Source organism: Leuconostoc litchii (assembly GCF_008107645.1).
Lineage (GTDB): Bacteria > Bacillota > Bacilli > Lactobacillales > Lactobacillaceae > Leuconostoc > Leuconostoc litchii.
Genome location: NZ_SDGY01000001.1, coordinates 962,867 through 985,780 on the forward strand (window position 1 = coordinate 962,867; position 22,914 = coordinate 985,780).

At 36.3% G+C, this 22,914-nt stretch carries 23 protein-coding genes and 1 other annotated feature (1 of these 24 running past the window's edge); of the genes, 2 read left to right on the plus strand and 21 right to left on the minus strand.

The genetic code is table 11. The annotated features are described in order from the left end of the window. Positions 1-67 precede the first annotated feature (67 nt). The 10 genes from ESZ47_RS04715 to ESZ47_RS04760 form a co-directional block, all read right to left on the minus strand. Positions 68-1,327 (minus strand): acetate/propionate family kinase, encoded by a 1,260-nt coding sequence (locus ESZ47_RS04715; protein WP_148605216.1) that lies wholly within the window; start codon positions 1,325-1,327, stop codon positions 68-70. A 58-nt stretch (positions 1,328-1,385) separates the two neighbouring features. Continuing rightward, on the minus strand, positions 1,386-2,375 hold the full coding sequence (locus ESZ47_RS04720; RefSeq protein WP_148605218.1) for a class I SAM-dependent methyltransferase: 990 nt from the start codon (positions 2,373-2,375) through the stop codon (positions 1,386-1,388). A gap of 31 nt (positions 2,376-2,406) precedes the next feature. Further along, complete coding sequence (locus ESZ47_RS04725; protein WP_148605220.1) at positions 2,407-2,700, minus strand: hypothetical protein; 294 nt, start codon at positions 2,698-2,700, stop codon at positions 2,407-2,409. Continuing rightward, the gene (locus ESZ47_RS04730; RefSeq protein ID WP_148605222.1) at positions 2,687-3,112 is read right to left on the minus strand and encodes a prepilin-type N-terminal cleavage/methylation domain-containing protein; all 426 of its coding nucleotides are present in this window, start codon (positions 3,110-3,112) and stop codon (positions 2,687-2,689) included. The genes ESZ47_RS04725 and ESZ47_RS04730 overlap by 14 nt, the downstream gene beginning before the upstream one ends. After that, the gene (locus tag ESZ47_RS04735) at positions 3,099-3,311 is read right to left on the minus strand and encodes a hypothetical protein (protein ID WP_148605223.1); all 213 of its coding nucleotides are present in this window, start codon (positions 3,309-3,311) and stop codon (positions 3,099-3,101) included. The genes ESZ47_RS04730 and ESZ47_RS04735 overlap by 14 nt, the downstream gene beginning before the upstream one ends. Next, positions 3,292-3,690 (minus strand): type II secretory pathway, pseudopilin PulG, encoded by a 399-nt coding sequence (locus tag ESZ47_RS04740; protein WP_148605225.1) that lies wholly within the window; start codon positions 3,688-3,690, stop codon positions 3,292-3,294. Before ESZ47_RS04740 ends, ESZ47_RS04735 begins: the two co-directional genes overlap by 20 nt. After that, on the minus strand, positions 3,674-3,985 hold the full coding sequence (locus ESZ47_RS04745; RefSeq protein WP_148605228.1) for a prepilin-type N-terminal cleavage/methylation domain-containing protein: 312 nt from the start codon (positions 3,983-3,985) through the stop codon (positions 3,674-3,676). Before ESZ47_RS04745 ends, ESZ47_RS04740 begins: the two co-directional genes overlap by 17 nt. Continuing rightward, positions 3,982-4,992 carry a type II secretion system F family protein gene (locus tag ESZ47_RS04750; RefSeq protein WP_148605230.1) on the minus strand — a complete coding sequence of 337 codons (1,011 nt, stop codon included), beginning with the start codon at positions 4,990-4,992 and terminating at the stop codon, positions 3,982-3,984. Before ESZ47_RS04750 ends, ESZ47_RS04745 begins: the two co-directional genes overlap by 4 nt. Further along, positions 4,961-5,899 carry a competence type IV pilus ATPase ComGA gene (gene comGA, locus ESZ47_RS04755; protein ID WP_148605231.1) on the minus strand — a complete coding sequence of 313 codons (939 nt, stop codon included), beginning with the start codon at positions 5,897-5,899 and terminating at the stop codon, positions 4,961-4,963. The genes ESZ47_RS04750 and comGA overlap by 32 nt, the downstream gene beginning before the upstream one ends. 106 nt (positions 5,900-6,005) lie before the next feature. Further along, a complete protein-coding gene (locus ESZ47_RS04760) occupies positions 6,006-6,851 on the minus strand; it encodes a bifunctional 5,10-methylenetetrahydrofolate dehydrogenase/5,10-methenyltetrahydrofolate cyclohydrolase (protein ID WP_148605233.1) in 846 nt (281 codons plus the stop codon). Between the two features lie 70 nt (positions 6,852-6,921). Here ESZ47_RS04760 and ESZ47_RS04765 point away from each other — a divergent pair, with 70 nt between their 5' ends. Further along, the gene (locus ESZ47_RS04765; RefSeq protein WP_148605235.1) at positions 6,922-7,398 is read left to right on the plus strand and encodes a deoxycytidylate deaminase; all 477 of its coding nucleotides are present in this window, start codon (positions 6,922-6,924) and stop codon (positions 7,396-7,398) included. A 199-nt stretch (positions 7,399-7,597) separates the two neighbouring features. Continuing rightward, complete coding sequence (locus ESZ47_RS04770) at positions 7,598-8,566, plus strand: thymidylate synthase (protein WP_148605237.1); 969 nt, start codon at positions 7,598-7,600, stop codon at positions 8,564-8,566. Between the two features lie 22 nt (positions 8,567-8,588). Here ESZ47_RS04770 and ESZ47_RS04775 read toward each other — a convergent pair whose 3' ends face one another. The 11 genes from ESZ47_RS04775 to pheS all read right to left on the minus strand — a co-directional run bounded on the left by ESZ47_RS04775 (position 8,589) and on the right by pheS (position 22,714). Then, positions 8,589-9,197 carry a JAB domain-containing protein gene (locus ESZ47_RS04775; RefSeq protein WP_148605238.1) on the minus strand — a complete coding sequence of 203 codons (609 nt, stop codon included), beginning with the start codon at positions 9,195-9,197 and terminating at the stop codon, positions 8,589-8,591. A 27-nt stretch (positions 9,198-9,224) separates the two neighbouring features. Further along, entirely contained in the window at positions 9,225-10,622 is a 1,398-nt protein-coding gene (locus ESZ47_RS04780) for an MFS transporter (RefSeq protein WP_148605240.1), read from the minus strand. Beyond that, positions 10,612-11,796, minus strand: coding sequence for a bifunctional folylpolyglutamate synthase/dihydrofolate synthase (locus ESZ47_RS04785; protein WP_148605242.1), 1,185 nt, complete (start codon positions 11,794-11,796; stop codon positions 10,612-10,614). The genes ESZ47_RS04780 and ESZ47_RS04785 overlap by 11 nt, the downstream gene beginning before the upstream one ends. 147 nt (positions 11,797-11,943) lie before the next feature. Then, complete coding sequence (gene cshA, locus ESZ47_RS04790; protein ID WP_148605244.1) at positions 11,944-13,518, minus strand: degradosome RNA helicase CshA; 1,575 nt, start codon at positions 13,516-13,518, stop codon at positions 11,944-11,946. Positions 13,519-13,552: 34 nt separating this feature from the next. Further along, positions 13,553-14,695 (minus strand): serine hydrolase domain-containing protein, encoded by a 1,143-nt coding sequence (locus tag ESZ47_RS04795; RefSeq protein WP_148605245.1) that lies wholly within the window; start codon positions 14,693-14,695, stop codon positions 13,553-13,555. A gap of 24 nt (positions 14,696-14,719) precedes the next feature. Next, positions 14,720-16,048: a UDP-N-acetylmuramoyl-tripeptide--D-alanyl-D-alanine ligase gene (locus tag ESZ47_RS04800; RefSeq protein WP_148605247.1), complete on the minus strand. Its 1,329-nt coding sequence runs from the start codon at positions 16,046-16,048 to the stop codon at positions 14,720-14,722. Between the two features lies 1 nt (position 16,049). Then, the gene (rlmD, locus tag ESZ47_RS04805; protein WP_148605249.1) at positions 16,050-17,441 is read right to left on the minus strand and encodes a 23S rRNA (uracil(1939)-C(5))-methyltransferase RlmD; all 1,392 of its coding nucleotides are present in this window, start codon (positions 17,439-17,441) and stop codon (positions 16,050-16,052) included. 39 nt (positions 17,442-17,480) lie between these two features. Beyond that, positions 17,481-17,747, minus strand: coding sequence for a type B 50S ribosomal protein L31 (locus tag ESZ47_RS04810; protein ID WP_148605251.1), 267 nt, complete (start codon positions 17,745-17,747; stop codon positions 17,481-17,483). A gap of 91 nt (positions 17,748-17,838) precedes the next feature. Continuing rightward, complete coding sequence (locus tag ESZ47_RS04815) at positions 17,839-19,125, minus strand: UDP-N-acetylglucosamine 1-carboxyvinyltransferase (protein ID WP_148605253.1); 1,287 nt, start codon at positions 19,123-19,125, stop codon at positions 17,839-17,841. Between the two features lie 80 nt (positions 19,126-19,205). After that, on the minus strand, positions 19,206-21,662 hold the full coding sequence (gene pheT / locus ESZ47_RS04820; RefSeq protein WP_148605255.1) for a phenylalanine--tRNA ligase subunit beta: 2,457 nt from the start codon (positions 21,660-21,662) through the stop codon (positions 19,206-19,208). Positions 21,663-21,664: 2 nt separating this feature from the next. Then, positions 21,665-22,714 (minus strand): phenylalanine--tRNA ligase subunit alpha, encoded by a 1,050-nt coding sequence (pheS, locus tag ESZ47_RS04825; protein ID WP_148605257.1) that lies wholly within the window; start codon positions 22,712-22,714, stop codon positions 21,665-21,667. Positions 22,715-22,806: 92 nt separating this feature from the next. After that, positions 22,807-22,914, minus strand: a binding site (T-box leader) (it continues 92 nt past the right edge of the window).

The following is a 22,914-nucleotide window of genomic DNA, read 5'->3' on the forward strand; positions in this document are numbered from 1 at the left end:
CTCACCTCTTATAGCGTAATAAAGCGGCTAGTGATAATCACTAGCCGTTCAATACTACATAGTCACACTATGCTTTCAATGATTCCACATCCCTAGCAATCATTAGTTCTTCATTGGTTGGAATCAACAAAGCCTTTATTTTAGAGTTTTCAGTTGATATTTCAACCTCTTGACCTCGGACATTGTTCTTTTCTTCATCAAGAACTACGCCAAAGTAATTTAGCTTATCAATAATCATTTTACGAATAGGAATTGAATTTTCTCCGATACCAGCCGTAAACACAATAGCATCTACACCACCCATTTCAGCAATGTATTGCCCTACATACTTAATCACACGATTAATAAATATTCTGATGGCCATATTAGCATGTTCATTGGTATCTTGAACCTCTAGCAAATCGCGCATATCACTCGAAATAGTTGAAATACCAAGCAATCCTGATTTTTTGTTCAAAATATTTAACATTTCTTCATTAGATAATCCCTCACGTTCTTGGATATAATAAAGCAATGAAGGATCCACATCGCCTGAACGTGTAGCCATAGCAACACCTGCTAGAGGCGAAAATCCCATAGAGGTATCTAGTGACTTACCATCTTTAATCGCTGTAATCGATGCACCAGCGCCAAGATGCAAGGTAATTAATTTTAGTTGCTTTAAATCTTTATGAAGTATTTCTGCAGCGCGTGATGCAACATAGCGATGTGATGTACCATGTGCACCGTATTTGCGAGCCCCATAACGTGTATAGTATTCATAAGGAAGTGCATAAAGAAAATTTTCATCAGGCATTGTTTGATGGAAAGAAGTATCAAATACTGCTACTGATAAGGCATCTGGCAGGAGCTTTTGAAAAGCGCGTATTCCCATTGCATTGGCAGGATTATGTAGTGGTGCATAATCAGCTAACCGATCAATTTTTGCTAACACTTCATCTGTTACAATTACAGAATGATTGAACCATTCACCGCCAGCAACAACTCTGTGTCCTACACCCGTAATTTCATCAAAGTCTTCAATAATGCCCAGATCTGTCAACTTTTGCAACATATAATTGATTGCTTGTTGATGGTTCTTTATTGCAGTAACATTTTCATACTTTTTCCCCTTGCCGTCTTTTGACAAAGTAATATGTTCGTCATCTTCCGAATGGCCAACCAAGCGTTCTGAATGGATTTCTGCACCATACTTAATTGTTACTATCGCATCGTCCATACCGATACGCTCAATAACTCCTTGTGCAATTACTTGTTCTGCAGGCATCTCTAATAATTGAAATTTTAATGATGAACTACCTGCGTTAACAGCCATTGTTTTAGCCATGATCTGATTTTTACCTGTCTTTCTTACCTAAATTATGAGTGACAATGCCAAGAATACATTACTCTTGTTCTTTCTCTAGTTTAACCCACGCTTTGATTTCTTGCAAAAAAACTTGTAATGCTTTGATATCTTTCAATGAAGGATATTGTCCCATCAATACTTCTTTATTTTTATTAGCTTGCTTTTTTAATACTAGAATAGCTTTAGCTGAACTTGAATCTTTGAAAAAATTATTTGGTAATTGCAAAAACGCCTTAAGTTGTGCTTGTGATGTCACAAATTTGAGTAATTGTTTTGCTTCAGGACCATTTAAAACATTTGCGGGTACGAGCAAGTATACCCAGCCATCATTTGCCACAAAGTCTAGTGCCTTTTCAATCATCAAATGATGCACAAATGATTTGTCTTCATTGTTTTTAGTAGTAAAACTGTCATCTGGTTGTAGTGGATAATAACCGATTGGTAAATCTGCAATCACAGCTTTTGCTTTGGGGCCATCCTTTATACCTACAACATCCTCCTGATATAATGTTGTTTCATCATTGTTAATAAACTCGTCAGCTGCTGCTACTATCGCTAACTGGGTCTCGTCGTTGTCAATACCGATTCTTTTCAGTTGAACATCTATCATTTCATCAATTGTCCACAATAAATTACCAGAACCGATAGTCATATCAATGATCATATCATCATTTTGTAGACTAGCTGTTTGACTAATAAAATCAGCCATCAAATAACCAATACCATCTGGTGTAATTTGGTAATTTATCGGTGTTTTATCTTCACGATTAGCCTTTAAAATAGCTAATTGTAATACTTTTCTCTTGTCCGAAGAAGAGGATGAAGACCAATCTAAGTCGACTACAGATTGGATTTCTTTAGTGATATCTATACTTGGTTTATCTAATTCACGATGAACATGCTGTGAATTTATATCCTCAATCACTTCAATTAGTGCATCAGTAAAGCTTATATTTGCATCTTTAGCTAACGCACTTGTTGCGCTAATCAATGCATCATAATATTGGGCAATTTTTTCTTGTGTCATAGGTTTATTTTAGCGGTTTTAGTAATAGTTTTCAAGGTGATTTCACAAGCAATTTCCGATCATAAATATGCCTACCAAGTGTTATTTCCATTTGCTTATTAACTACTCGTACTTTAGCGTTGTCTATGGACATGATTTTTTCACTGTCCTTAGAAATTTGCATTGTTGCAACAATTTGTATTTTGTCTACTTTAGCTAAATCTATTAACTTTGATTTTGCCTGCAATTGCTGATTAAAAACTGCATTTTGGAGAATAAATGCCATACTTAATACGGATAAAATGACCACTGTGGGTAGTAAAATATACGCTTCATTCTGTTTCATATTGTTTTTTTCTCTCTAAACGTAAAATGGTAGACAGTTTTTTAGATTTATTTGTTGTAATTGTAAGATTTAAGTAGTTCGTTCTATCTTCGATAACTAACTTTGATACATCATGCATCAAAATAATCTGACCTGTACTTTCACCGCTAAGTTGTAGCTTACTATTTTTTACCTCAAGGGTCATTTTCTTGCTTTCATAACTGCTCAGTTCTAATTTGTTTGGTTCAACATTCTTCAAAAGATATTTTTGATCTTCAATTTGACGAACCGCTGTTTTGAAAGTGGTTCCTGTGTCGACTTGAGAAAACCTATGTAAAGATGGCAGCATAAATTGTAAAGAAACAAGAACAAGAGCAGAAACAGATAATGATATCAACGCTTCCAACAATGTAAAACCGCTATTTTTCGTCATATAATTGCCATTTCTCTAGCGCCTTTGCCTTCTCAAACTCTGCCTGTTTTAATTGCAGCTCTAATTTTTTCTTTTGCGTGTTAAATTGATGTACCTGATTATATTCAAATACTGTGCACATGGTTACTAATACCAAAGAAAACATAGCCTCCATCAAAACAAATGCTGAACTATTCTTTTTAATTATTAATTGTTTCAACACGATAGTCTCCTCCTCCCAGGCTAAATATTAATTTAACAGTTGAGTTTCCTGTTAACACGATTGTAGTCGGCGCCACGTAACCAGTGGGTAAAATATTAATTGTCTGTCTAGTGTGTTTTTGAAGACCTTGTGGATAAGATAAAATTTGATCGTCAAACCTAACTTCTGTCTTTTCAAAAGCTACGATAATCGTCCTTTGATTTTGTTGCGCTGCTAATCTTGCACCTTGCCAATAAGCATGAAAAGTTACTAACCACTGCTTGTGGTTTACTTTCGGTCGCGCTATCGTTTGCGAGCCAACAAGAATTAATAAGCTAATAACCATCAACGTCAACGTGGTTTCAATCAAAGTAAAAGCGTTATTTGCGTGCTTCATTATGAACAATTGTTATCTTCAAATCTTGTGCTTTTTGAAATTGTTTTTCAGATAGATAGTTTTCTGATTTTAATACAGATAACGTAACATTCTCTACGTTAGGATGGTCATTTTGATATAAATCAATTTGTGTCTGAACAGTTGACACCATCGCAGTAGCATGGCTTTCTACAGCATGTTTACGTTGCACGTTCAGGTTAGGCAAAATAAGTAACATTAATAAACTGATAATAAATAACACAATAGCAGCTTCTATTAAGGTAAAAGCTCTTTTCGTTTTCTTTAAAATTTTCATTGATATAATCCTCCGATAGTTTGATACATTGGTAACAACATACTCATGTAAAGGCCAACGATGGCAATACCTATAATGCCAAAAAACACTGGTTGTAAAGTACCTATGAAACGGTCGGTTTGCTGCATTAATAATCTAAACTGTGTTTTCGCATAATAATCTAAATATTGAGCTAATATTTTAGGTTGATGCCCACGAATGAAATAACCAGCTAATGATTTATTAATGAACTGTTTTGATAAAATATATCTTTCAACATCCTCACCATTTTTAAGATGCTTTTTAATATCTTGTGCAATTGAAACTGCGTAAGATCTACGATGATGTTTTGCAATTTCATCAACAATCTCTGGCAAAGTTAGTCCACTGAACATTAGCATTGATAATTGTTGGCTAATTTGATAAGTCACAATTGTTCGAACCATGCTACCCAGAAAAGGTAATGTAGATAAATAATTTAATTTTTGTAATGGTAATAGTCGATGCCAATACAAGAAACTCAAAAGAGCCAAAGTAATAATAATCAATCCAATACAAAAAAACATAAAACTCGAGTAATGTGGTGTTATTTCACTTGTTTCACGCCATTGATTCAGCATGGGATATAGAAAGTATTTTAAACCCAATAACATTAACGTTAATATACCAATTAAAATAATTGGATAACGCATCACTTGTGCTACCTTACTTTGTTGTTGTTGAAACTTTGCAAGACTTTCTCCAATTCTAATTAACGTAGCAGAGACATCTCCATGTTGATGTGCTAATTTTAACTGTAATGCAATACCCGCACTAACGTACTGTGTTAACGTATCATGGAGTGTTTGTCCATTTTCTAAGCCATTTTGTACTTGATGTAGTATTGATTGCCAATTTTGATGTGCACTAACTAAAATATCAATGCTTTGCGCAATACTATATCCTGAACCCAACAATTCCCCCAGCTCTTGGAAAAATAATACCTGGTCCTGTTTTTTAAAGCGAGATAAACTTTTGATAAGTTGCATGTGTAATCCTCTTTTTCTCTAGCGCTTCTCGAAGTATCTGCTGCCAATCATCAATTTGTTGTGTATATTCTTCTAGCGTATGATAGGTTAAAATATCAGCAATAGCCGCCTGTTGACCATCTGTTGTCGGAACTAATCTTTGATATACTGTTTTCATTAAAGCAACCTCTAACTGATGTTTATCAACTCCTAATTCTAACAAACGTAACCTAACATCCTTTGCTGATAACGCATGAATGGTACTAAAAACCAAATGCCCACTTAATGCAGCCTGAACCACTGCTTTTGCTGTTTTTGTGTCTCTAATTTCTCCAATTAATAAGATTTCCGGTCGATGTCGCAAAGCTACTTTAATTAACTCTGTGTAATCAATGCCAGCTGTTTCATTCACTTGTAGTTGTACAAATTCCGGTACACACATTTCGACAGGATCTTCAATTGTTAAAACTAACTTATTTTTAGCAATACTAGCAAGTAAACGATATAACGTCGTTGTTTTTCCTGAACCAGTCGGTCCTGAAATTAAAAATAAGCCGGCGTCCGGCAAGTTCGAATTAATTTCATCAAATTGTTTTTCTTCTAACCAATATTGCGTGTGGTGTCGTGAATAAATTAATCGCAAAACAACAGTTTCTCGATTCATAAAATCACCAACAGTTGAAACACGAATCCAAGTATCCCCTCTTTGAAAACGACCTAGTTGTGGTCTTCGTCTCTCTGAAATATTCATTTTTGCTTGATATTTAATTGCGGCAATCATTTTTTCAGCCTTGCTATTTGGCAATGTTTGTTTAGGTACAATATGACCGGCTACATGAAATTTGATGTCATATGTATCATTAGGTAATATGTAAATATCACTAACTTGTTCTTCGATTGCTTGATCAAGCAACTGTTCTATTTTCATATCTAATTTCCTTTCTAATTTTTGAGCTCGAAGCATCATACGTTTTAAAATAATTTTCTACACAAAAAAACATCTGACATAGTTGTCAGATGTTTTATCAATTGGCCTAATTATTCTGTTCCGCTAATGTTACTGTATTTTCTAGTAAAGTAGCAATTGTCATAGGACCAACACCGCCTGGAACTGGCGTGATATAGGAAGCTACCCCTTGCGCTGATTCAAAATCCACATCTCCAGTGGCTTTCCCATCCACAACATTCATACCAACATCAATGACCGTAGCACCATTTTTGAGATCTTGTCCTTGAATGAAGTTTGGAATGCCAACACCAACGACAACAACATCAGCATTTTTTAACAAAGTTTTTAATGTTGTTTCAACGGTATACCTGTGTGCCAACGTAACAGTAGCATCAGCATTAGTCAGCAAAGCAAACATAGGCCGACCAAATAACTGGGACCGACCAATAACTAAGGCATTTTTGCCCTTTAAAGGTATATTATAGTGCTTCAAAAGTGTCATAACACCTTGGGGTGTTGCTGCAACCGTATAATCTTCTAGCGCATCACCAAACAGCATACCTTGTACAGTAGCACCAAGTCCATCCGCATCTTTGTGGGGTGCAACGGCAGAAAAAATTTGACGTTCCTTAACGCCTTTAGCTAGCGGACTTTGCACTAAAATCCCTGTTACGCTGTCATCATCATTTAATTCTTCTACCAATTTAATAACTGTTGCTGTTGTTGCATCAGATGAAATTGGAATATCTAGGGTTTTAATCCCTAACTTTGCTGCTTGTCGTGACTTCATCCCCACATATAATTGACTGCCATCATTTGAAGGGTCATATAAAACAGCTAATGTGACAGGCCTATCTTGTTTTGCTACGCGTAATTTGGTCTCTGCATTAATCGCTTTAGCAATTGCTTTACCATCTAAAATCTCTGTCATCCTGTTACTCCTTCAAATTGAAATGTGTTATTATCATTCTAACAGAATTATTTGATAAAGGAAGTTTTTCATGACAGATCAACGAATTAGTTGGCATCAATATTTTATTGCCCAAGCAGCAATTTTATCAACACGCTCAACGTGTACTCGACTACATGTAGGTACGATTATTGTTCGAGATCATCGTATTATTGCTAGTGGATACAATGGCTCTGTATCTGGCACACCACATTGTACCGAAGTTGGTGATTTAATGGTCGATGGACATTGTGTTAGAGCTGTTCATGCTGAACAAAACGCCCTCATGCAAGCCGCAAAAATGGGTATTAATGTGGATGGCTCTGAAGTTTATGTGACCGACGTTCCTTGCATACAATGTACTAAATTACTCTTACAAGCGGGCATTAATAAAATTTATTTTATGCGTGATTATCGAAATAATACATTTGCAGAAGAATTATTAGCACAAAAAAATGTTAAATTAGAACAAGTACCACTTTCTGCATCAACAGCTGCACAAATAGATATGAATCAATTTATTGAATAGCTATAGCTTATAATTGCTATGTTTTTTTAATGTAGGGCACAGAATTATCACACTGTAAATTCTATTAATCTATTTGCTATTTAGCAGGCTTTTAGTTACTATTTTAGATAAAGATTAATTTTGAAAGGAAATGTGTTTAACCATAATTCAAAGAGACACATACTCTTGATTTTAAAAACACATTATGTATTTTTGACATATGTCTCAAAATGAACAACAATATCTCGACCTCGCACAAAAAATTCTTAACGAGGGATCATTGAAAGGTGATCGTACTGGCACCGGTACACATTCTTTATTTGGTACACAAATGCGTTTTGATCTTGCCGAAGGTTTTCCATTATTAACCACTAAAAAAGTGTTTTTTGGCTTAATTAAAAGCGAACTTTTATGGTTCTTGCGAGGTGATAATAATATTCGTTTCCTTCTCGAACATAATAATCATATTTGGGATGAGTGGGCTTTTAAAAAGTGGGTTGAGTCTGATAAATATACTGGTCCTGATATGACAGACTTTGGTCTTCGTTCACAAACAGATGAAAATTTTGCTAAGCTTTATAAAGAACAGAAGGATATTTTTGTGAACAATATTCTTCATGATAATGATTTTAAAGAAGAATTTGGCTATATTGGTAATGTTTATGGTAAATTATGGCGAAATTGGGAAACCAATAGTTTAACAGCTGGTGAAGAAACTGTTGATCAAGTTGCACGTCTCATTGATCAAATTAAGGAAACGCCCAACTCACGTCGCCTCATTTTAACAGCCTGGAATGCTGAAACAACGCCTCAAGCACCATTACCATCATGTCATGTATTAAGCCAATTTTATGTTGCTGATGGTAAATTAAGTCTTCAAATGTATCAACGTTCTGGTGATTTTTTCCTTGGTGTACCATTTAATATTGCAAGTTACTCGCTATTATTACACATGGTAGCTGCTCAAACTGGGTATGAAGTTGGTGAATTTATTCATACAATCGGTGATACACATATTTACAATAATCACGTTGATCAAATCAATGAGCAATTATCTCGACCAATGCATCCACTACCAAAATTGTGGCTAAACCCAGAAGTTAAGTCATTATTCGACTATACTATGGATGATATTAAAATATTGGATTACAATAGCGAACCAGCTATTAAAGCACCCGTAGCTGTATAATTAAAAAAAGTTATCTGAATATTCAGATAACTTTTTTTAATTGCTGATTTTCTGACATACTCCAATATTCATTTTGTGTCACAACAAACGAATCAAATAAACGTAAATCCATCTGATGCCCAATAGTAGCCAAACGTTGGCTAAAGTTAATGTCTGCATTGGATGGCATAATATGTCCACTGGGATGATTATGAACAATCATAAAGCCAAAAGCATTAGCTTTTAAAACACGCTGAAATATTTCTCTTGGTGAAGCTTGCACATGGCTTAATGTACCAACAAAAACTATTTCCCAACCAATGACATTTAATTGGGTGTCTAGTAAAGCTATACTTAATTGTTCTTGCGTTAAACTACCCATTTCACGTTGTGCAAAACGACCAATTTCTGCTGAATACTTAGCATTGAGTATTTGTGGTCGACGTTGGCATGCAACTTGTTTACCAATTTCAATTCCTAACAGTAGCGCCTCATTGACAACTGGATTATGCGAAACAAAGTCTTCAGCAACATCGTGAGTCAGTTCATTTAAATCATAGTTATTCGGGAAATAACATTGGAATGTATGCATATTCTCCTGATTATCGTACCCTAAAATATCATAAAATTTTTGAACCTTTTCCTTGACCATATTGTTTTTCCTCTACAATATGATACGTCATAACTCAACTTTTTTCGTAAACCTTAATGCTTTTAGTGATAACAATATTGCCAACAGCATTAATATGATATCTATTCTAAATGTCCACAATACACCTTTTTGTGTAGGAATTGCTAATTCATGAATATTATTAGCCTGTTTTTGAAATATTGCAATGATTCCCGCTGCGAGTGCGATACCAACCGCAGCTGAATAATTAGTTGTTGCAGAAAAAATAGAGTTCCCAGAACTTTGAAATTCAACCGGTACATGACTTACTGAATAAGTCATGTTATTTCCAAACCAGAAACCAGCACCCATTTGCATGATTAAGAATCCAACGGTCAAGCCAAACAAACTAAGTGGCAGTAAGGATAATGTAATAATACCACTAATCAATAAGGCCACACCAATAATTATTGGTACTCGCGGGCCATAGCGATCATATAGACGTCCTGAAATAATAGCCATCATAGCATAGCTTAAAGCCCCTGGTAGCAAAGTTAATCCAGCGACTTGGGGATTCTTCAATAAAACAATTTGTACAACCATCGGTATAGCATAATTTAACGTTAAGTTAACAACCTGTGCTGTAAATGCTGCAGCAATTCCCAAACTAAAAATGTTAAATTTAAATATCTTTAAACTTAGCAAAGGATTCTCGGCTTTATTAGCATACAAAATATAACCAACAAGACCAGCTAACATAGCAATACTCATGAAAATACTCAATGAATTCAGTAACCCATGGGTACTAATACGTTCAATCACAAAAATACCAGCAACAAAAAATAAACTTAACAATAACCAACCAACAAAATCTAATTTTTCTTTTTTAACTAATGAGGCTTGATCAATCGTGAACCAACCTAACAATAGCGACGCAATTTGTATGGGGAGTACGACCCAAAATACCATATGCCAGCCATAATTTTGCGCTAAAAATCCACCAAAAGCTGGACCAATTGCAGGAGCAAAAGAAATAATTAGTGACCCAAGCCCAACCATTGTCCCTCGTTTTTTTTCAGGAACCTGCTCAAATATCACATTATACATAAGTGGTAGCCCAACACCCCCACCAATTCCTTGTAATAATCGTCCAAATAAGGTAATTTCAAAGCTGCCACTAACTGCGTTGATTAGCACACCTATAATGGATATGATTGTCGCTACCACAAACTGACTACGGTTTGTAAAATTTTTCTTCAACCAAGGTGATAAAATTACTACCATGCTAGTCAAAAGAATAACCCCAGACGTTAACCATTGTACGGTACTTGATGTAATCTGAAATTCATTCATTAACATTGGAAAACTGACATTTAAGGCAGTTTCCAACATAATGTCAGTGAATCCCAATAAACCAATTGATAATACACTCAACACTAAGCGTGGAGACAACTTTTTATCTAGCATAATACTCTCTTACCTCGCTAACAAAATATAATGATCCTGTTAATACAGTCAATGATGCCCTCGATTTTTCCACAGCTTGATGCCAATTGGAAACTGTTGATATTTGAGGATACATTGCTATGGTCTTCTCAACAGATAAACCCTGTCGACCATTTGGACCAACAAATGGTACCAAAACAATATTAAACCACTTATTTTTCAAAATTTCATCAAATTCTACACTAACGTTTTTGTCCATTAAACTGCCAATAATTAAAGAAATTTTTTTATTTGGATATGATGTAATCAATGATTGATATAAAGCGCGGATTCCTTGCGCATTGTGTGCCCCATCCAACATAATATTTGGTTGTATTAATTCATAACGGCCTGCAAAGATACTTTCATTCAACCCTGATTGAATGCAGTGGTTAGAAATTTGTTGGTCAAAAGCACGTACTGTTGCAACTGCCGTAGCTGTATTTTCAATTTGATATTGCCCCGGTAACCCTGATTTAAACTCATTTTTCTTGCCTTTAATAACGCCAGAAGCTTTTTCTTCAATTACTTTGCAAGCCTCTGCAGGTAAATCACCAATAACTACCGTGCTTTCATCATGGATAATACCAGATTTTTGAGCAGCAATTTCAGAAATTGTGTTCCCTAACATTTTTTGATGATCTAAGCCAACACTCGTCACCACAGCAACTTTTGTCTTTGATAAAACGTTTGTTGAGTCAAGTAAACCTCCTATACCGACTTCAATAACCACAGCATCTAAATTCTTTGACGCAAAATACGTCAACATAACTGCTGTTAATACCTCAAACTCAAGTGGGATATCTGGAAATAATTCTTTATCAACATCAACTAATGCTTTTGCCACTATTTTCGTTGTAGCCACTAAGTCAGCTTCAGGAATTAGTTCATTGTTGATTTGAATTCTTTCTCTAAAATTAGTGATAAATGGTGAAACAAATAATCCTGTATCATATCCTGCTACACGTAAAATATTGCTAACCATAGTAGAAACTGATCCTTTACCATTTGTACCAGTTATATGAATAGCTTTTGGTAATTGATTTTGTGGATTATCTAAAGCGGCTAGTAACGCTTTCATCCTATACAAAGACTCTTTTCGACCACCCTTTGGTCGATTATGAATGTATGCTATAGCTTCCTCAACTGTTTTCATATACCCTCTCTAATTAAAAACCGCCCAATATGTTTGGACGGTTTCATCGTATTATAAAATCCATTTGTTAAAACCGAGTACAATTTAAGCGTCGATTCCTCATAGAATTATTATATCAAAGTGTATTTAAATTAACACATCTAAACGTTAGTCTTTCTCACGAACGGTAAACTCACGACGGCCACCACTACTATTACGACGACTTTCGTTTGAACGTCCATCACGACGCTTGTAATCACCGAAGCGACGTTCATTAGTAGCACCACCACTTCTACGGTTACCACCACCATGTGATGACTCACCATTACCACGACGGTCACGGTTACCACGGTATCCGCCACCATTACGACGGTTACCACCATTACGTGATCCACCACGTGAACCATTACCACCCTTGCGACGTGGCAATGGACGTTCACGGGTAATTTCCACTGGTGTGTTTTGCTTTTCTAAATCAGCAACACTAGACAATACTGCTGCCGCTAATTGTTCAGCAGTATATTTTGCTGTCAAGGCATCAACTTGTGTTTGGATTTCTGATACTTCAGTTGCTTCAATTAACTTAGCTACTTCACCAGCTGCATTGTTAATCTTTCCAATACGCGCATCTTTCAGAGAAGCAGGTTCAAGAGGTGTCATACGCTTCTTTGTCAAATCTTCAACAGCACGCAAGTAATCCATTTCGTTTGGCGCAACAAATGTTACAGAAACACCTTTCGCACCGGCACGACCAGTACGGCCAATACGATGAACATAAGATTCAGGATCTTGTGGAATATCGAAGTTATAAACGTGTGATACGTCTTTAACATCCAAACCACGTGCAGCCACATCAGTTGCTACCAAAATATTGATTTCATGCGACTTGAATTGTGCCAAAACACGTGAACGCATTTGTTGTGTCAAATCACCATGTAGCCCAGCAGCATGATAACCACGTGCTTCTAGCCCACGTGATAATTCCTCAACGCGACGCTTCGTACGACCGAAAACAATTGCTAACTTTGGCGCTTGTACATCAAAGATACGTGTCATCGTATCGAACTTTTCATTTTCACGCATACGCACAAAGTATTGATCTACTAAATCAGTTGTCAACTCTTTAGCTTCAATTTGAATATGCTCAGGGTTCGTCATAAACTTCACACCAATACGCTTAATTGCTGGTGGCATTGTTGCTGAAAATAACAATGTTTGACGTTCTGCTGGTGTCTTTGAGATAATTGCTTCAATATCATCTAAGAAGCCCATGTTCAACATCTCATCAGCTTCATCTAAAACGAGTGTACGAACATTATCAATTTTAACAGTTTTACGATTAATGTGGTCTAGTAAACGGCCAGGTGTACCAACTAAAATTTGTGGATGTGACTTCAAGTTTTGGATTTGACGACGAATGTCTGCACCACCAAAAACTACTTGTACATCAACGCGCTTATCGCGTCCCAACTTTTTCAATTCTTCAGCTGTTTGGATTGCCAATTCACGTGTTGGTGAAACTATCAAAGCTTGAATATTTTTATTGTTTAAATCAATGTGCTCCAAAATTGGTAAACCAAATGCTGCTGTTTTACCAGTTCCTGTTTGAGCTTGACCAATTACATCATGTCCTGCTAAGGTCAATGGAATTGTTTTTTCTTGGATTGGTGTTGCTTCCACATATCCATGTGTTGCAATAGCATCCAAAATGTCTTTTGACAAACCTAATTCACTAAATTTCAAAATTTTTCTCCTTGCACTTTGCGTGCGTTTGCCACTACTTTGTTGGAATGGCAGTCATTTTTGTAAATAATTCTCTTGCTAACGGCTGAAAACTATGATTCTTATAGTATTGATTACTAAGTAGTATCACCGCATCTTGACCGTTATTGTTCATAACGACCGTTGGTTCGAAACCAGGTAGAATACCATGAGCTGTCATGTACTCTTTATCATGGTATATTCCAGCGGCATACGTTTCACCAGGTCTTGTTTGCCAAAGTTGGCTGAGCTGCTTGACTATAACTTTATCAATCATTAATCGATAAAAGTGGTACAGACTACCCGTTGTCATAGCGATATTACCTGTGCCTGTTTCACGATTATACTCAACTTGATTTTCACCATAAGCTTTATCGTAACTATTGTCATAACCGATTGAACGATGCTTAGAATTAATAAAGTCTTTATAACTTAGCGCGTTTAACTGATAAGTATTATTAAATACTTCATTAAATAATGTCGCAAATGATTTGTTAGTAATCTTCATCAAAATTCCAGCTAGTAAACGGTAATTAACTGGTTGATATGACCAGCCAACTCCAGTACCAGGTTCAGCAATTTTAACGGCATGACTGGCAGAAAAATTAATATTGTCTGCCTCCGACTCAAATGTTGTCGGTTGTATGCGTTGACTCAATCCACTCGTCATTGTAATTAAGTCCCTAATAGTAATGTTATTAGCGTTGACAACATTAGGGTAATAATCACTCAATTTTGTATCAAACGATAATTTTCCACGTTCGATTTGCTGCATAACTAAAGTAGCCGTCATAGCCTTTTCAATTGATGCAATCTGAAAAATTGTTGTGGCATTATTATCGCGATGCATTTGTTCATCAGCTACACCATAGCCTTTTTGTAAAATAATCTCATTATGATGCACTATTAGCGCCGTCCCAATATAATTTTCTGATTGAAGTTGTTTATCCAACGTCTCCGCAAATTTATTTTGAGGTGCCACATTGCTACTTAATGCAGATATGCTATTTGCACTATACTTTTTATTAGTAATTGGTTGAACAGCATACCGACCATTGTCAACATGACTGGGGTAACTTAACCATCCAACGGTAGAAATCAATATCAAAAGTACAGACCATTTTTGAATCCTTAGTTGTCGATTCTGAGTGCGTTTCATTCTGTGTCCCCTCAACACATAAAACTATTTTACTAATGCGTTAACAACGTTTTCAAGATGAATCCCATGACTTGCTTTTAGCAAAATCACATCCCCATTTTCACCTAACGTCTGTAAATCTTTGATTAATTCGGCTAACTGATCTGTTTCATATTGGTGCAAGTGCGCTGAATCAAAGCGTTGTTGCAAGATTGGATAAAGATATTTTTTCATCAATGGACCAACCAAGTAAACGCTATCAACATTCGCATCTATCACCGTTTGTGCCAGACAAGCGTGCAAGCTTGCAGCTTGTTCGCCTAATTCTAACATATCACCCAACACAACATACTTGTGTGTGGCCGGTATAATTTTTAATGTTGCTAAGACAGCAGCAACAGCAGTTGGATTTGAATTATAAACATCGCTAATTAAGTTCACACCGTGAGATGTAGTGAGCTTTTCTGTGCGGTTTTTTGTCAAATCGAAGTGCCGAAGTGCCTCCACAGCGTTTTCTAATTCAATATGTAATAAGATACCCGCTGAAATCGCTGCGAGCGCATTCATTATATTATACCGACCTAACAGTGGAATAGCAAATCGAGTATGTAGGTAGGTAAATTTAGTTTCAGAAATTTCTGAAACAATACTCGTCACATTTTCGCCAAATGTTTGCACTTTGCCTTCAATATGAGCATTTGTAAGTAGTGGCTCACTTTCTGGAATCAATAAAATCCCGTCTTTCTTGAGCCCCGCAATAATCTCTAGTTTTGCTTTAGCTATATTTTCCCGTGTTTTAAAAAACTCAATATGCGCCTCACCAATCATAGTAATAATCGCTATATCAGGTCTTACTAACTGAGATAATAATGTCAATTGCCCTGGACGATCCATTCCAAGTTCGATGACCAACACTTCTGTATTGTCTGGCATCGATAATAGCGTCATTGGCACACCAATCTCGTTATTAAAATTAGCCGGTGTTTTAAAAGTCTTATATTGTGACGACATAATTGCTGACGTCATATCTTTCGTTGTTGTTTTACCATTAGAACCTGTTATGGCGATAACTTTTGGATTAATTGTATTACGTCGATATTGTCCTAAATTTTGTAATGCAATTAATGTATCAGGAACAATGACAGCTGGTATATTTGTATCAATTTGATGTTGATCATCAACCAAAACCGCAGCAGCACCATGTTGTAAAGCCTGAGCAATGTAATGGTGTCCATCATTTTCCGCAACTAAAGCAACAAACAAATCTCCTGGTTGCACATTACGAGAGTCAAAGCTAATACCCGTGACCACCGTTCCTTCTACCTGTGTCAAGGCATGTAATATTTGTCCAATTTTTTGTACTGAATAATTCATTTCAATCCTTTCGGAACACTGCAATACTTTCAACATGAGAAGTTTGCGGGAACTGATCAACTGGTAAAACAGGTCCGTCAATCCGATAACCGTTAGCCATTATTTCAACTGCATCTCTGCTTAATGTGACTGGATTACAACTAATATATACAATGCGCTCTGGAGACATGTCAGTTGTTGCTTTAATTAAGGACGAGGTAAGTCCACGTCTTGGTGGATCAACAAAAACAACATCTGGCTTTAAGTTTTCCGCTTGCCATTTTTTAAATTGCGCAGGCGCATCAGCTAAAATATATTCCGCATTAGTAATTTTATTGGCTTGTAAATTTAATTGAGCATCGGCAACAGCGCCTGGAACAACCTCAACACCAAGAACTTTTTTGACGCGATGAGCGACACTAATACCTATAGTCCCAATGCCTGAGTAAGCATCAATTACGGTATCTGTTGATTTGAGCTCAGCTTTTTCTGCTGCTAAATCGTACAATAATTCAGTCATTTGAGGATTAACCTGATAAAAAGAGTTCGGACCAATAATAAAATTATAGCCCAGTAAAGTATCATGAATAGCATTATCTCCCCATAGAGTACGATTGTTTGGACTTAACAAGACATACTCTTTTTTGGGGCTATAATTTAAAATCAAACTTTTTAATTCTGGCAATTGTTGGCAAATATCATTGCTAATTTCTAATTCGTGCAAAATATTCTTTTGATTAGAAACTAACACAACCATTAATTCATGGGAATAGTAGCCGCGTCGTATCATGATATAACGAATAGCACCATGTTCTAAGTCCGGATCAAATGCTGTGATTTGATATTTTTCCAAAATATTACGTACCGTAATAATAGCTTTATCAATTTTAGCATCATTCACGAAATAATCATCCATAGGTACTAGTTCATGTGTGCCTCGTTTATAAAATCCACTCGTCAAATGCTTATTTTGCCATTTAACAGGAACAATTGTTTTATTACGATAATATGTTGGTTGATCCATCCCTATGGTTACATCTACCTGTACATCAATATTCTGCTTAGTAAATAATTTTTGAACTTGTAGTTGCTTTAATGCCAGTTGGGCATCATATTTTAGATTGACTAGTGGCGCCGTTCCCGCATCAATTAAATATTGCCGTTCACTATTTTGTCGATCGACCGAACGTTCCAATCGCTTGAGTACTTTACCATAGCCAGAATATTTATCTACCTGAATAACAAGTAGTTTAATTTTTTCTCCTGGTAATGCATCAGCAACATATAATGGATACTCTGGTGTAATGTACACAATGCCCATACCATCAATTCGGATATCATCAACGTAAGAAGTTAATTCTTGATTTAATTTTACTGGTAAAACTGTTCGTGCGATAATTCTAACCTCATACATAAAAAGCGTTCACTAAAGTGAACGCTTCTGAAAGAACAATTACTTGTCTTCGTTGTTCTTGAAACCAAATCCAGCAAATTTCTTGTTGAACTTGTCGACCGCACCATCGGCCTGCGTAAACTTTTGCTTACCAGTGTAGAATGGGTGTGAATCTGATGTGATATCCATACGAATTGCTGGATATTCTTTTCCTTCAAAATCAGTTGTATCATTTGATGTCATAGTTGAAGCTGATAAAAACTTCTTACCTGTTGATGCATCAATGAAAACAACATCATGATAATCTGGGTGGATTTCTGCTTGCATATTTATTTCTCCTTAGCGCCCTGAGTCTTGTGAACCAGAGTCAGTTATTAACTAAATAAGTATATCAAATATTATTCTTTAAAGCAATAGATTAGGGCATGAGATTAATTAAATCGATTCCTTCGATTGTTACATCGGCGCCTAGACTGGTTAACTTTTCTTTTATACGATCGTAACCACGCAAAATATGATCGGCGCTATTAATGACCGTCTCACCATCCGCCATGATTGCAGCAATAATCAACGCAGCGCCAGCTCGAATTTCAGCTGCTTCAACATCAGTACCAATCAAACGTGGAGACTGATTAATTTTGATTTCTCCTGGTTTCGGTGAAGCAATATCACCACCCATTCGACGTAATTCAGCAATATGCTTCACTCTTTTTGGATAAATCGTATCAGTAATAGTGCTTTCACCTTGGGCTATTAATAACAACGGTGTAATAGGCTGTTGCAGATCTGTAGCAAATCCGGGGTATGGCATCGTTTTAATTGCAACTGGCTTCAATATATCTGACTTATAAACATGAACCGTATCTTCACCAATATCTAGATTGACGCCCATTTCAATTAATTTTGACGTGTATGACTCAAGGTGCTCAGGAATAACATTCTTTATTGTTACACCATCTCCATAAGCTGCAGCCATACTCATATATGTCCCAGCTTCAATACGATCTGGAATAACAGTATGTGTGTTACGAGCTTTCAAAGAAGGGACACCGGCAATACGAATTGTATCTGTTCCAGCACCACGAATATTAGCCCCCATATTATTCAAAAATGTTGCAATATCAATGATTTCAGGTTCACGTGCAGCATTTTCAAGGATAGTTTGACCTTTAGCACGTACTGCTGCCAGTACAATGTTAATCGTTGCACCAACAGATACCGTATCCAAAGCTATCCGTGCTCCAATCAAACCATGGTTAGTTGCATCAATGTGAATAATATCGTTACTTTCAGTAACTGTAGCCCCCAATGCTTCAAACCCTTTAATATGTTGATCAATCGGACGACGGCCCAAATTATCACCACCAGGGAATGTCACTGTAGCACGGCCAAAACGCCCTAATAACGCGCCCATAAAATAATAGGAAGCGCGCAAAGACTTGATTGCACCACTAGGTAAATCACTTTCCTCAATGTGTGTTGGATCAATGTCTAACACGCCATTTTCAAATTTAGACGTTACCTTCATTGCCTTTAAAATTAACTGCAAGTTTTTAACGTCCAAAATTTGTGGTACAGTATCAAACTTGACCGGTGTATCCGCTAAAATAGCAGCCGGAATCAATGCTACTGTTGAATTTTTGGCGCCACCAATTGTGACTTCACCACGTATGCGTTTGCCGCCATGTACGATTATTTTTGCCATGAAATTATCCTATAACTTTATAGTCTGCAGTCCATTATATCGTATTTATAGTGACAACTCAAATAACATTAGCAAAATAATTATCGGATTTCTGCATTAAATTTAGATTGTAATTCACTCATAATATGCTCAAAATCAGTATTTACATCAGTTTCTAACAATGTGCCATCGCTATCTTGATAAGTTAATGTATACGCCAAAGACTTTTTATCTTCAGGAAGATTTGGTCCCATATAGAGATCAAATACTGTCACATCAACTAAATGTTCTCCAGCTGTTTCTAAAATTGAAGTATAAATTTCACCATTGGGCACAGTTTTATCAATTAAAATTGCAGCATCACGACTTATTTGTGGAAAACGAGATATTGGATTAAATTGAACATTTTCCACAATATGATTAAACACGGAGAACAAATTTAATTCAAATCCAAATACAGGCGCTAATTTCTGTTTCTTTGTAATGTTTGGGTGTATCTGTCCCACAAATCCAATATACTCATCACCGATAAAAATATCAGCAGTTTGACCTGGATGCATATTTGAATGTCGCTCTGTTGCGACATAATATATATCTGTAGTGCCAATTTGAGCCAAATAACTTTCTACAATTCCTTTAACATCATAAAAATCAACCGCATTTTCTTGCTTATTTTTTTGCCATGATGAATTGATTATGTTACCTGTCAATACACCAGCTATATGTTCAATTTCAGAAGGCTGTGCATTGATTTCGTTAGTAATGAAAATTCGTCCTTGTTCGTACAAAGCGATATTTTGAACTGAACGTGAGACATTGTAAACTACGTCGTCAATTAACCCTGACAATAAATTTTGACGAGCTGTTGTACGATCCGAACTCATAGGATAGTCCAAAGTAACCATTCCATCATTTTGATTTTCAGCAAATAATTGTGCTTTTTCAGGTGAAGTAAGCACATATGAAATAGCTTGATTCAATCCCAAGCTCTCCATAATACGTCGACTTGCACGAATTTGTCGTTGTTGTTTAGAGAGTTTGCCCGGCGTCGTAGGACCATACGGTAATGTAACCGGTAAATTATCATATCCATACAGTCGAGCAACTTCTTCAATTAAATCTGCTTCAATCGATATATCTCCCCGACGTGCAGGAACAATCACTGTTAAAACATCATCATTTTTCTCATATGTAAAAGCTAATTGATCAAAAATACTAGCAATTTCATCAGTTGTCAAGGATGTTCCCAAAACCTTATTAACACGTGTCGTTGATAAGGTTAAATGAGTATCCGTTCGTTCATTATTTATTGCAACAATTCGACCATGTGCAACTTGCCCCTCAGCCAATGCATCTACTAAACTCGCTGCATGATCCAATGTATTAAATGTAGCGTCCCAATTCAAACCGCGTTCAAACCGTGCTGAAGCTTCCGAGTGTAGATTGTGACGTCTGGCAGTTGCACGAATCAAGCTTGGATTAAATATGGCGCTTTCAATGATAATGTTTTTTGTATTTTCATCGATTTCAGAACTCACACCACCCATTACACCTGCTAACATTAAAGCCTCTGAATCAGCGGAAATAACGATGTCCGCACCAACTCTTAGTTTCCTCTTTTCACCATCTAAGGTAACCATTTGCTCATCAGCAGTTGCTCGACGAATATGTAAATCTCGACCATTCAGTTTATCCAAATCAAAAGCGTGTAATGGTTGCCCATAAGTCAACATCATATAATTGGTGATGTCAACAATATTATTAATTGGTCGCATTCCCGCATTCCATAAACGTTTTTGTAACCAAAGCGGTGAATCCTTAACTGTAACATTATTCACCACACGCAGAGCATACTTTGAGACTAATTCTTGATCATCTATATAGACATTTACTTGGTTAGCTGCCTCATTTTCATATTCAACTAAATCAAAATCTGGTACGATAACTTTTTTACCAAGCATGGCACCAAATTCATAGGCTGTCCCAATCATTGATAACATATCTGCACGATTGGGTGTCAAGTCTGTATCAAGAACCGGTTCATTCATGCCTAAAGCAACGATTGCATCATCACCAGGTGTTAAATCTTCTTCTTGACCAAAAATATAGATCCCTTCCTCAAAATCTTTTGGTGCAATTTTGTCACTGAAACCTATTTCTTGCAAAGCCACAAGCATCCCATATGAGGATTCACCACGTAATTTAACAGCTTTTAACTCAATTAATTCGCCATTTTCGTGATTAATAATATGTGCACCAACCTTTGCCAAAATGACCATTTGTCCTTCAGCAACATTTGGTGCTCCTGTTACAATTTGAATAGGTTCATCTTCACCTGCATCAATTTGTGTAATAACCATATGATCAGAATCTGGGTGTGGCTCTACGGACAAAACTTTGGCCACAACAAGACCATCTTGTTCTTGAGCAATAGTTGTATTGCTGTCAATTTCTACGCTAGTGCGTTCAACTTTTTCTGCTAAATCACTTATGGATTCTGGGTTTAAGTCCATTTCATGATTTAAATATTCGTTCAGCCATGTCAAGCTTGTTTTCATAATTAGTTCCCCTTTCGATTAAATTGTGATAAGAATCGCACGTCATTTAAGTAAAATTGACGAATATCATCAACCCCGTACTTCAACATTGCAAATCGATCTGGTCCCAATCCGAACGCAAAGGCAGAATATTTATCGGGGTCAATACCATCCATTCTTAATACATTAGGATGTGTCATACCAGCACCTAATACTTCAATCCATTCGATGTCTTCTGGATTCATATCCGGTGTTACTTCATTCCACGAAACATCAACTTCTACAGATGGCTCAGTGAACGGAAAATATGATGGTCGCATACGAATTTGATGTTTTTCACCAAATAATTCTTGCATAATTGAAAGTAATGTCCCCTTTAAATCCGCCATTGTAATATTTTCACCAACAACCATTCCTTCCACTTGGTGGAATTGATGAGAATGTGTCGCATCATCTGTATCTCGGCGATAAACTTTCCCAGGAGCAATCATTTTTAACGGTCCTTTAGAAAAATCGTGCTTTTCAAGTGATCGCGATTGCACCGGTGATGTTTGTGTACGTAATAAAATTTCTGGCGTAATATAGAAAGTATCTTGCATATCACGTGCTGGATGATCTTTGGGTAAATTTTCCCTTTCAAAATTATATTCATCCGTTTCCACTTCTGGAGAATCAACTATATCATCAATTACTTCAAACCCAAGTCCTAAAAAATGTTGCTCAATTTCATCAATAATTTGTTGAAGAACATGCGGTTGGCCAACATGATGTACACTACCGGGTAATGTTACATCAATTTTTTCTGCCTGCAATTGCTTATTTAATTCATACTCTTCTTGTGCACGTTTTTTTTGCTTCAGTAATTCGGTAATTGTCTGTCGAACATCATTCCCCACTTCACCAACCATTTTACGATTCTCTGCAGCAACATCTTTCATGCCTTTCAGTAAACCGGTTAATTCACCTTTTTTTCCTAACAACTTGATACGTAATTGCTCAATGTCAGCATTGTTATCATTAATTCGTTCTACTGCTGAATTTTTTAAAGCAGTAAGATCTTCAATCAAACCCATAATTCATCCTTTCATCAATGTGACTATTAAATTCCCTTAGTCACCTATACTTTTCAAAATAAAAATCCCACGTATCTCTTTAAAAAAGAGATACATGGGACGCTAATTACCGTGGTACCACCCAAGTTCCTGATTTAATAAAAAATCAGCTTTGACATCCATAACGCGGACAAACGTTGGCGATTAGGCCAATACTCCTG

Bases quoted from the DNA above. Each gene is read 5' to 3' on its own strand.
- rlmD (WP_148605249.1), bottom strand. From the start codon at position 17,441: ATGTATGAGGTTAGAATTATCGCACGAACAGTTTTACCAGTAAAATTA.
- ESZ47_RS04775 (WP_148605238.1), bottom strand. From the start codon at position 9,197: ATGGTCAAGGAAAAGGTTCAAAAATTTTATGATATTTTAGGGTACGAT.
- ESZ47_RS04810 (WP_148605251.1), bottom strand. From the start codon at position 17,747: ATGCAAGCAGAAATCCACCCAGATTATCATGATGTTGTTTTCATTGAT.
- ESZ47_RS04780 (WP_148605240.1), bottom strand. From the start codon at position 10,622: ATGCTAGATAAAAAGTTGTCTCCACGCTTAGTGTTGAGTGTATTATCA.
- ESZ47_RS04750 (WP_148605230.1), bottom strand. From the start codon at position 4,992: ATGCAACTTATCAAAAGTTTATCTCGCTTTAAAAAACAGGACCAGGTA.
- comGA (WP_148605231.1), bottom strand. From the start codon at position 5,899: ATGAAAATAGAACAGTTGCTTGATCAAGCAATCGAAGAACAAGTTAGT.
- ESZ47_RS04730 (WP_148605222.1), bottom strand. From the start codon at position 3,112: ATGACGAAAAATAGCGGTTTTACATTGTTGGAAGCGTTGATATCATTA.
- pheS (WP_148605257.1), bottom strand. From the start codon at position 22,714: ATGGGTTTGATTGAAGATCTTACTGCTTTAAAAAATTCAGCAGTAGAA.
- ESZ47_RS04785 (WP_148605242.1), bottom strand. From the start codon at position 11,796: ATGAAAACAGTTGAGGAAGCTATAGCATACATTCATAATCGACCAAAG.
- ESZ47_RS04815 (WP_148605253.1), bottom strand. From the start codon at position 19,125: ATGGCAAAAATAATCGTACATGGCGGCAAACGCATACGTGGTGAAGTC.
- ESZ47_RS04725 (WP_148605220.1), bottom strand. From the start codon at position 2,700: ATGAAACAGAATGAAGCGTATATTTTACTACCCACAGTGGTCATTTTA.
- ESZ47_RS04720 (WP_148605218.1), bottom strand. From the start codon at position 2,375: ATGACACAAGAAAAAATTGCCCAATATTATGATGCATTGATTAGCGCA.
- ESZ47_RS04770 (WP_148605237.1), top strand. From the start codon at position 7,598: ATGTCTCAAAATGAACAACAATATCTCGACCTCGCACAAAAAATTCTT.
- ESZ47_RS04760 (WP_148605233.1), bottom strand. From the start codon at position 6,851: ATGACAGAGATTTTAGATGGTAAAGCAATTGCTAAAGCGATTAATGCA.
- ESZ47_RS04740 (WP_148605225.1), bottom strand. From the start codon at position 3,690: ATGAAGCACGCAAATAACGCTTTTACTTTGATTGAAACCACGTTGACG.
- ESZ47_RS04745 (WP_148605228.1), bottom strand. From the start codon at position 3,985: ATGAAAATTTTAAAGAAAACGAAAAGAGCTTTTACCTTAATAGAAGCT.
- ESZ47_RS04795 (WP_148605245.1), bottom strand. From the start codon at position 14,695: ATGAAACGCACTCAGAATCGACAACTAAGGATTCAAAAATGGTCTGTA.
- ESZ47_RS04765 (WP_148605235.1), top strand. From the start codon at position 6,922: ATGACAGATCAACGAATTAGTTGGCATCAATATTTTATTGCCCAAGCA.
- pheT (WP_148605255.1), bottom strand. From the start codon at position 21,662: ATGAAAACAAGCTTGACATGGCTGAACGAATATTTAAATCATGAAATG.
- ESZ47_RS04800 (WP_148605247.1), bottom strand. From the start codon at position 16,048: ATGAATTATTCAGTACAAAAAATTGGACAAATATTACATGCCTTGACA.
- ESZ47_RS04715 (WP_148605216.1), bottom strand. From the start codon at position 1,327: ATGGCTAAAACAATGGCTGTTAACGCAGGTAGTTCATCATTAAAATTT.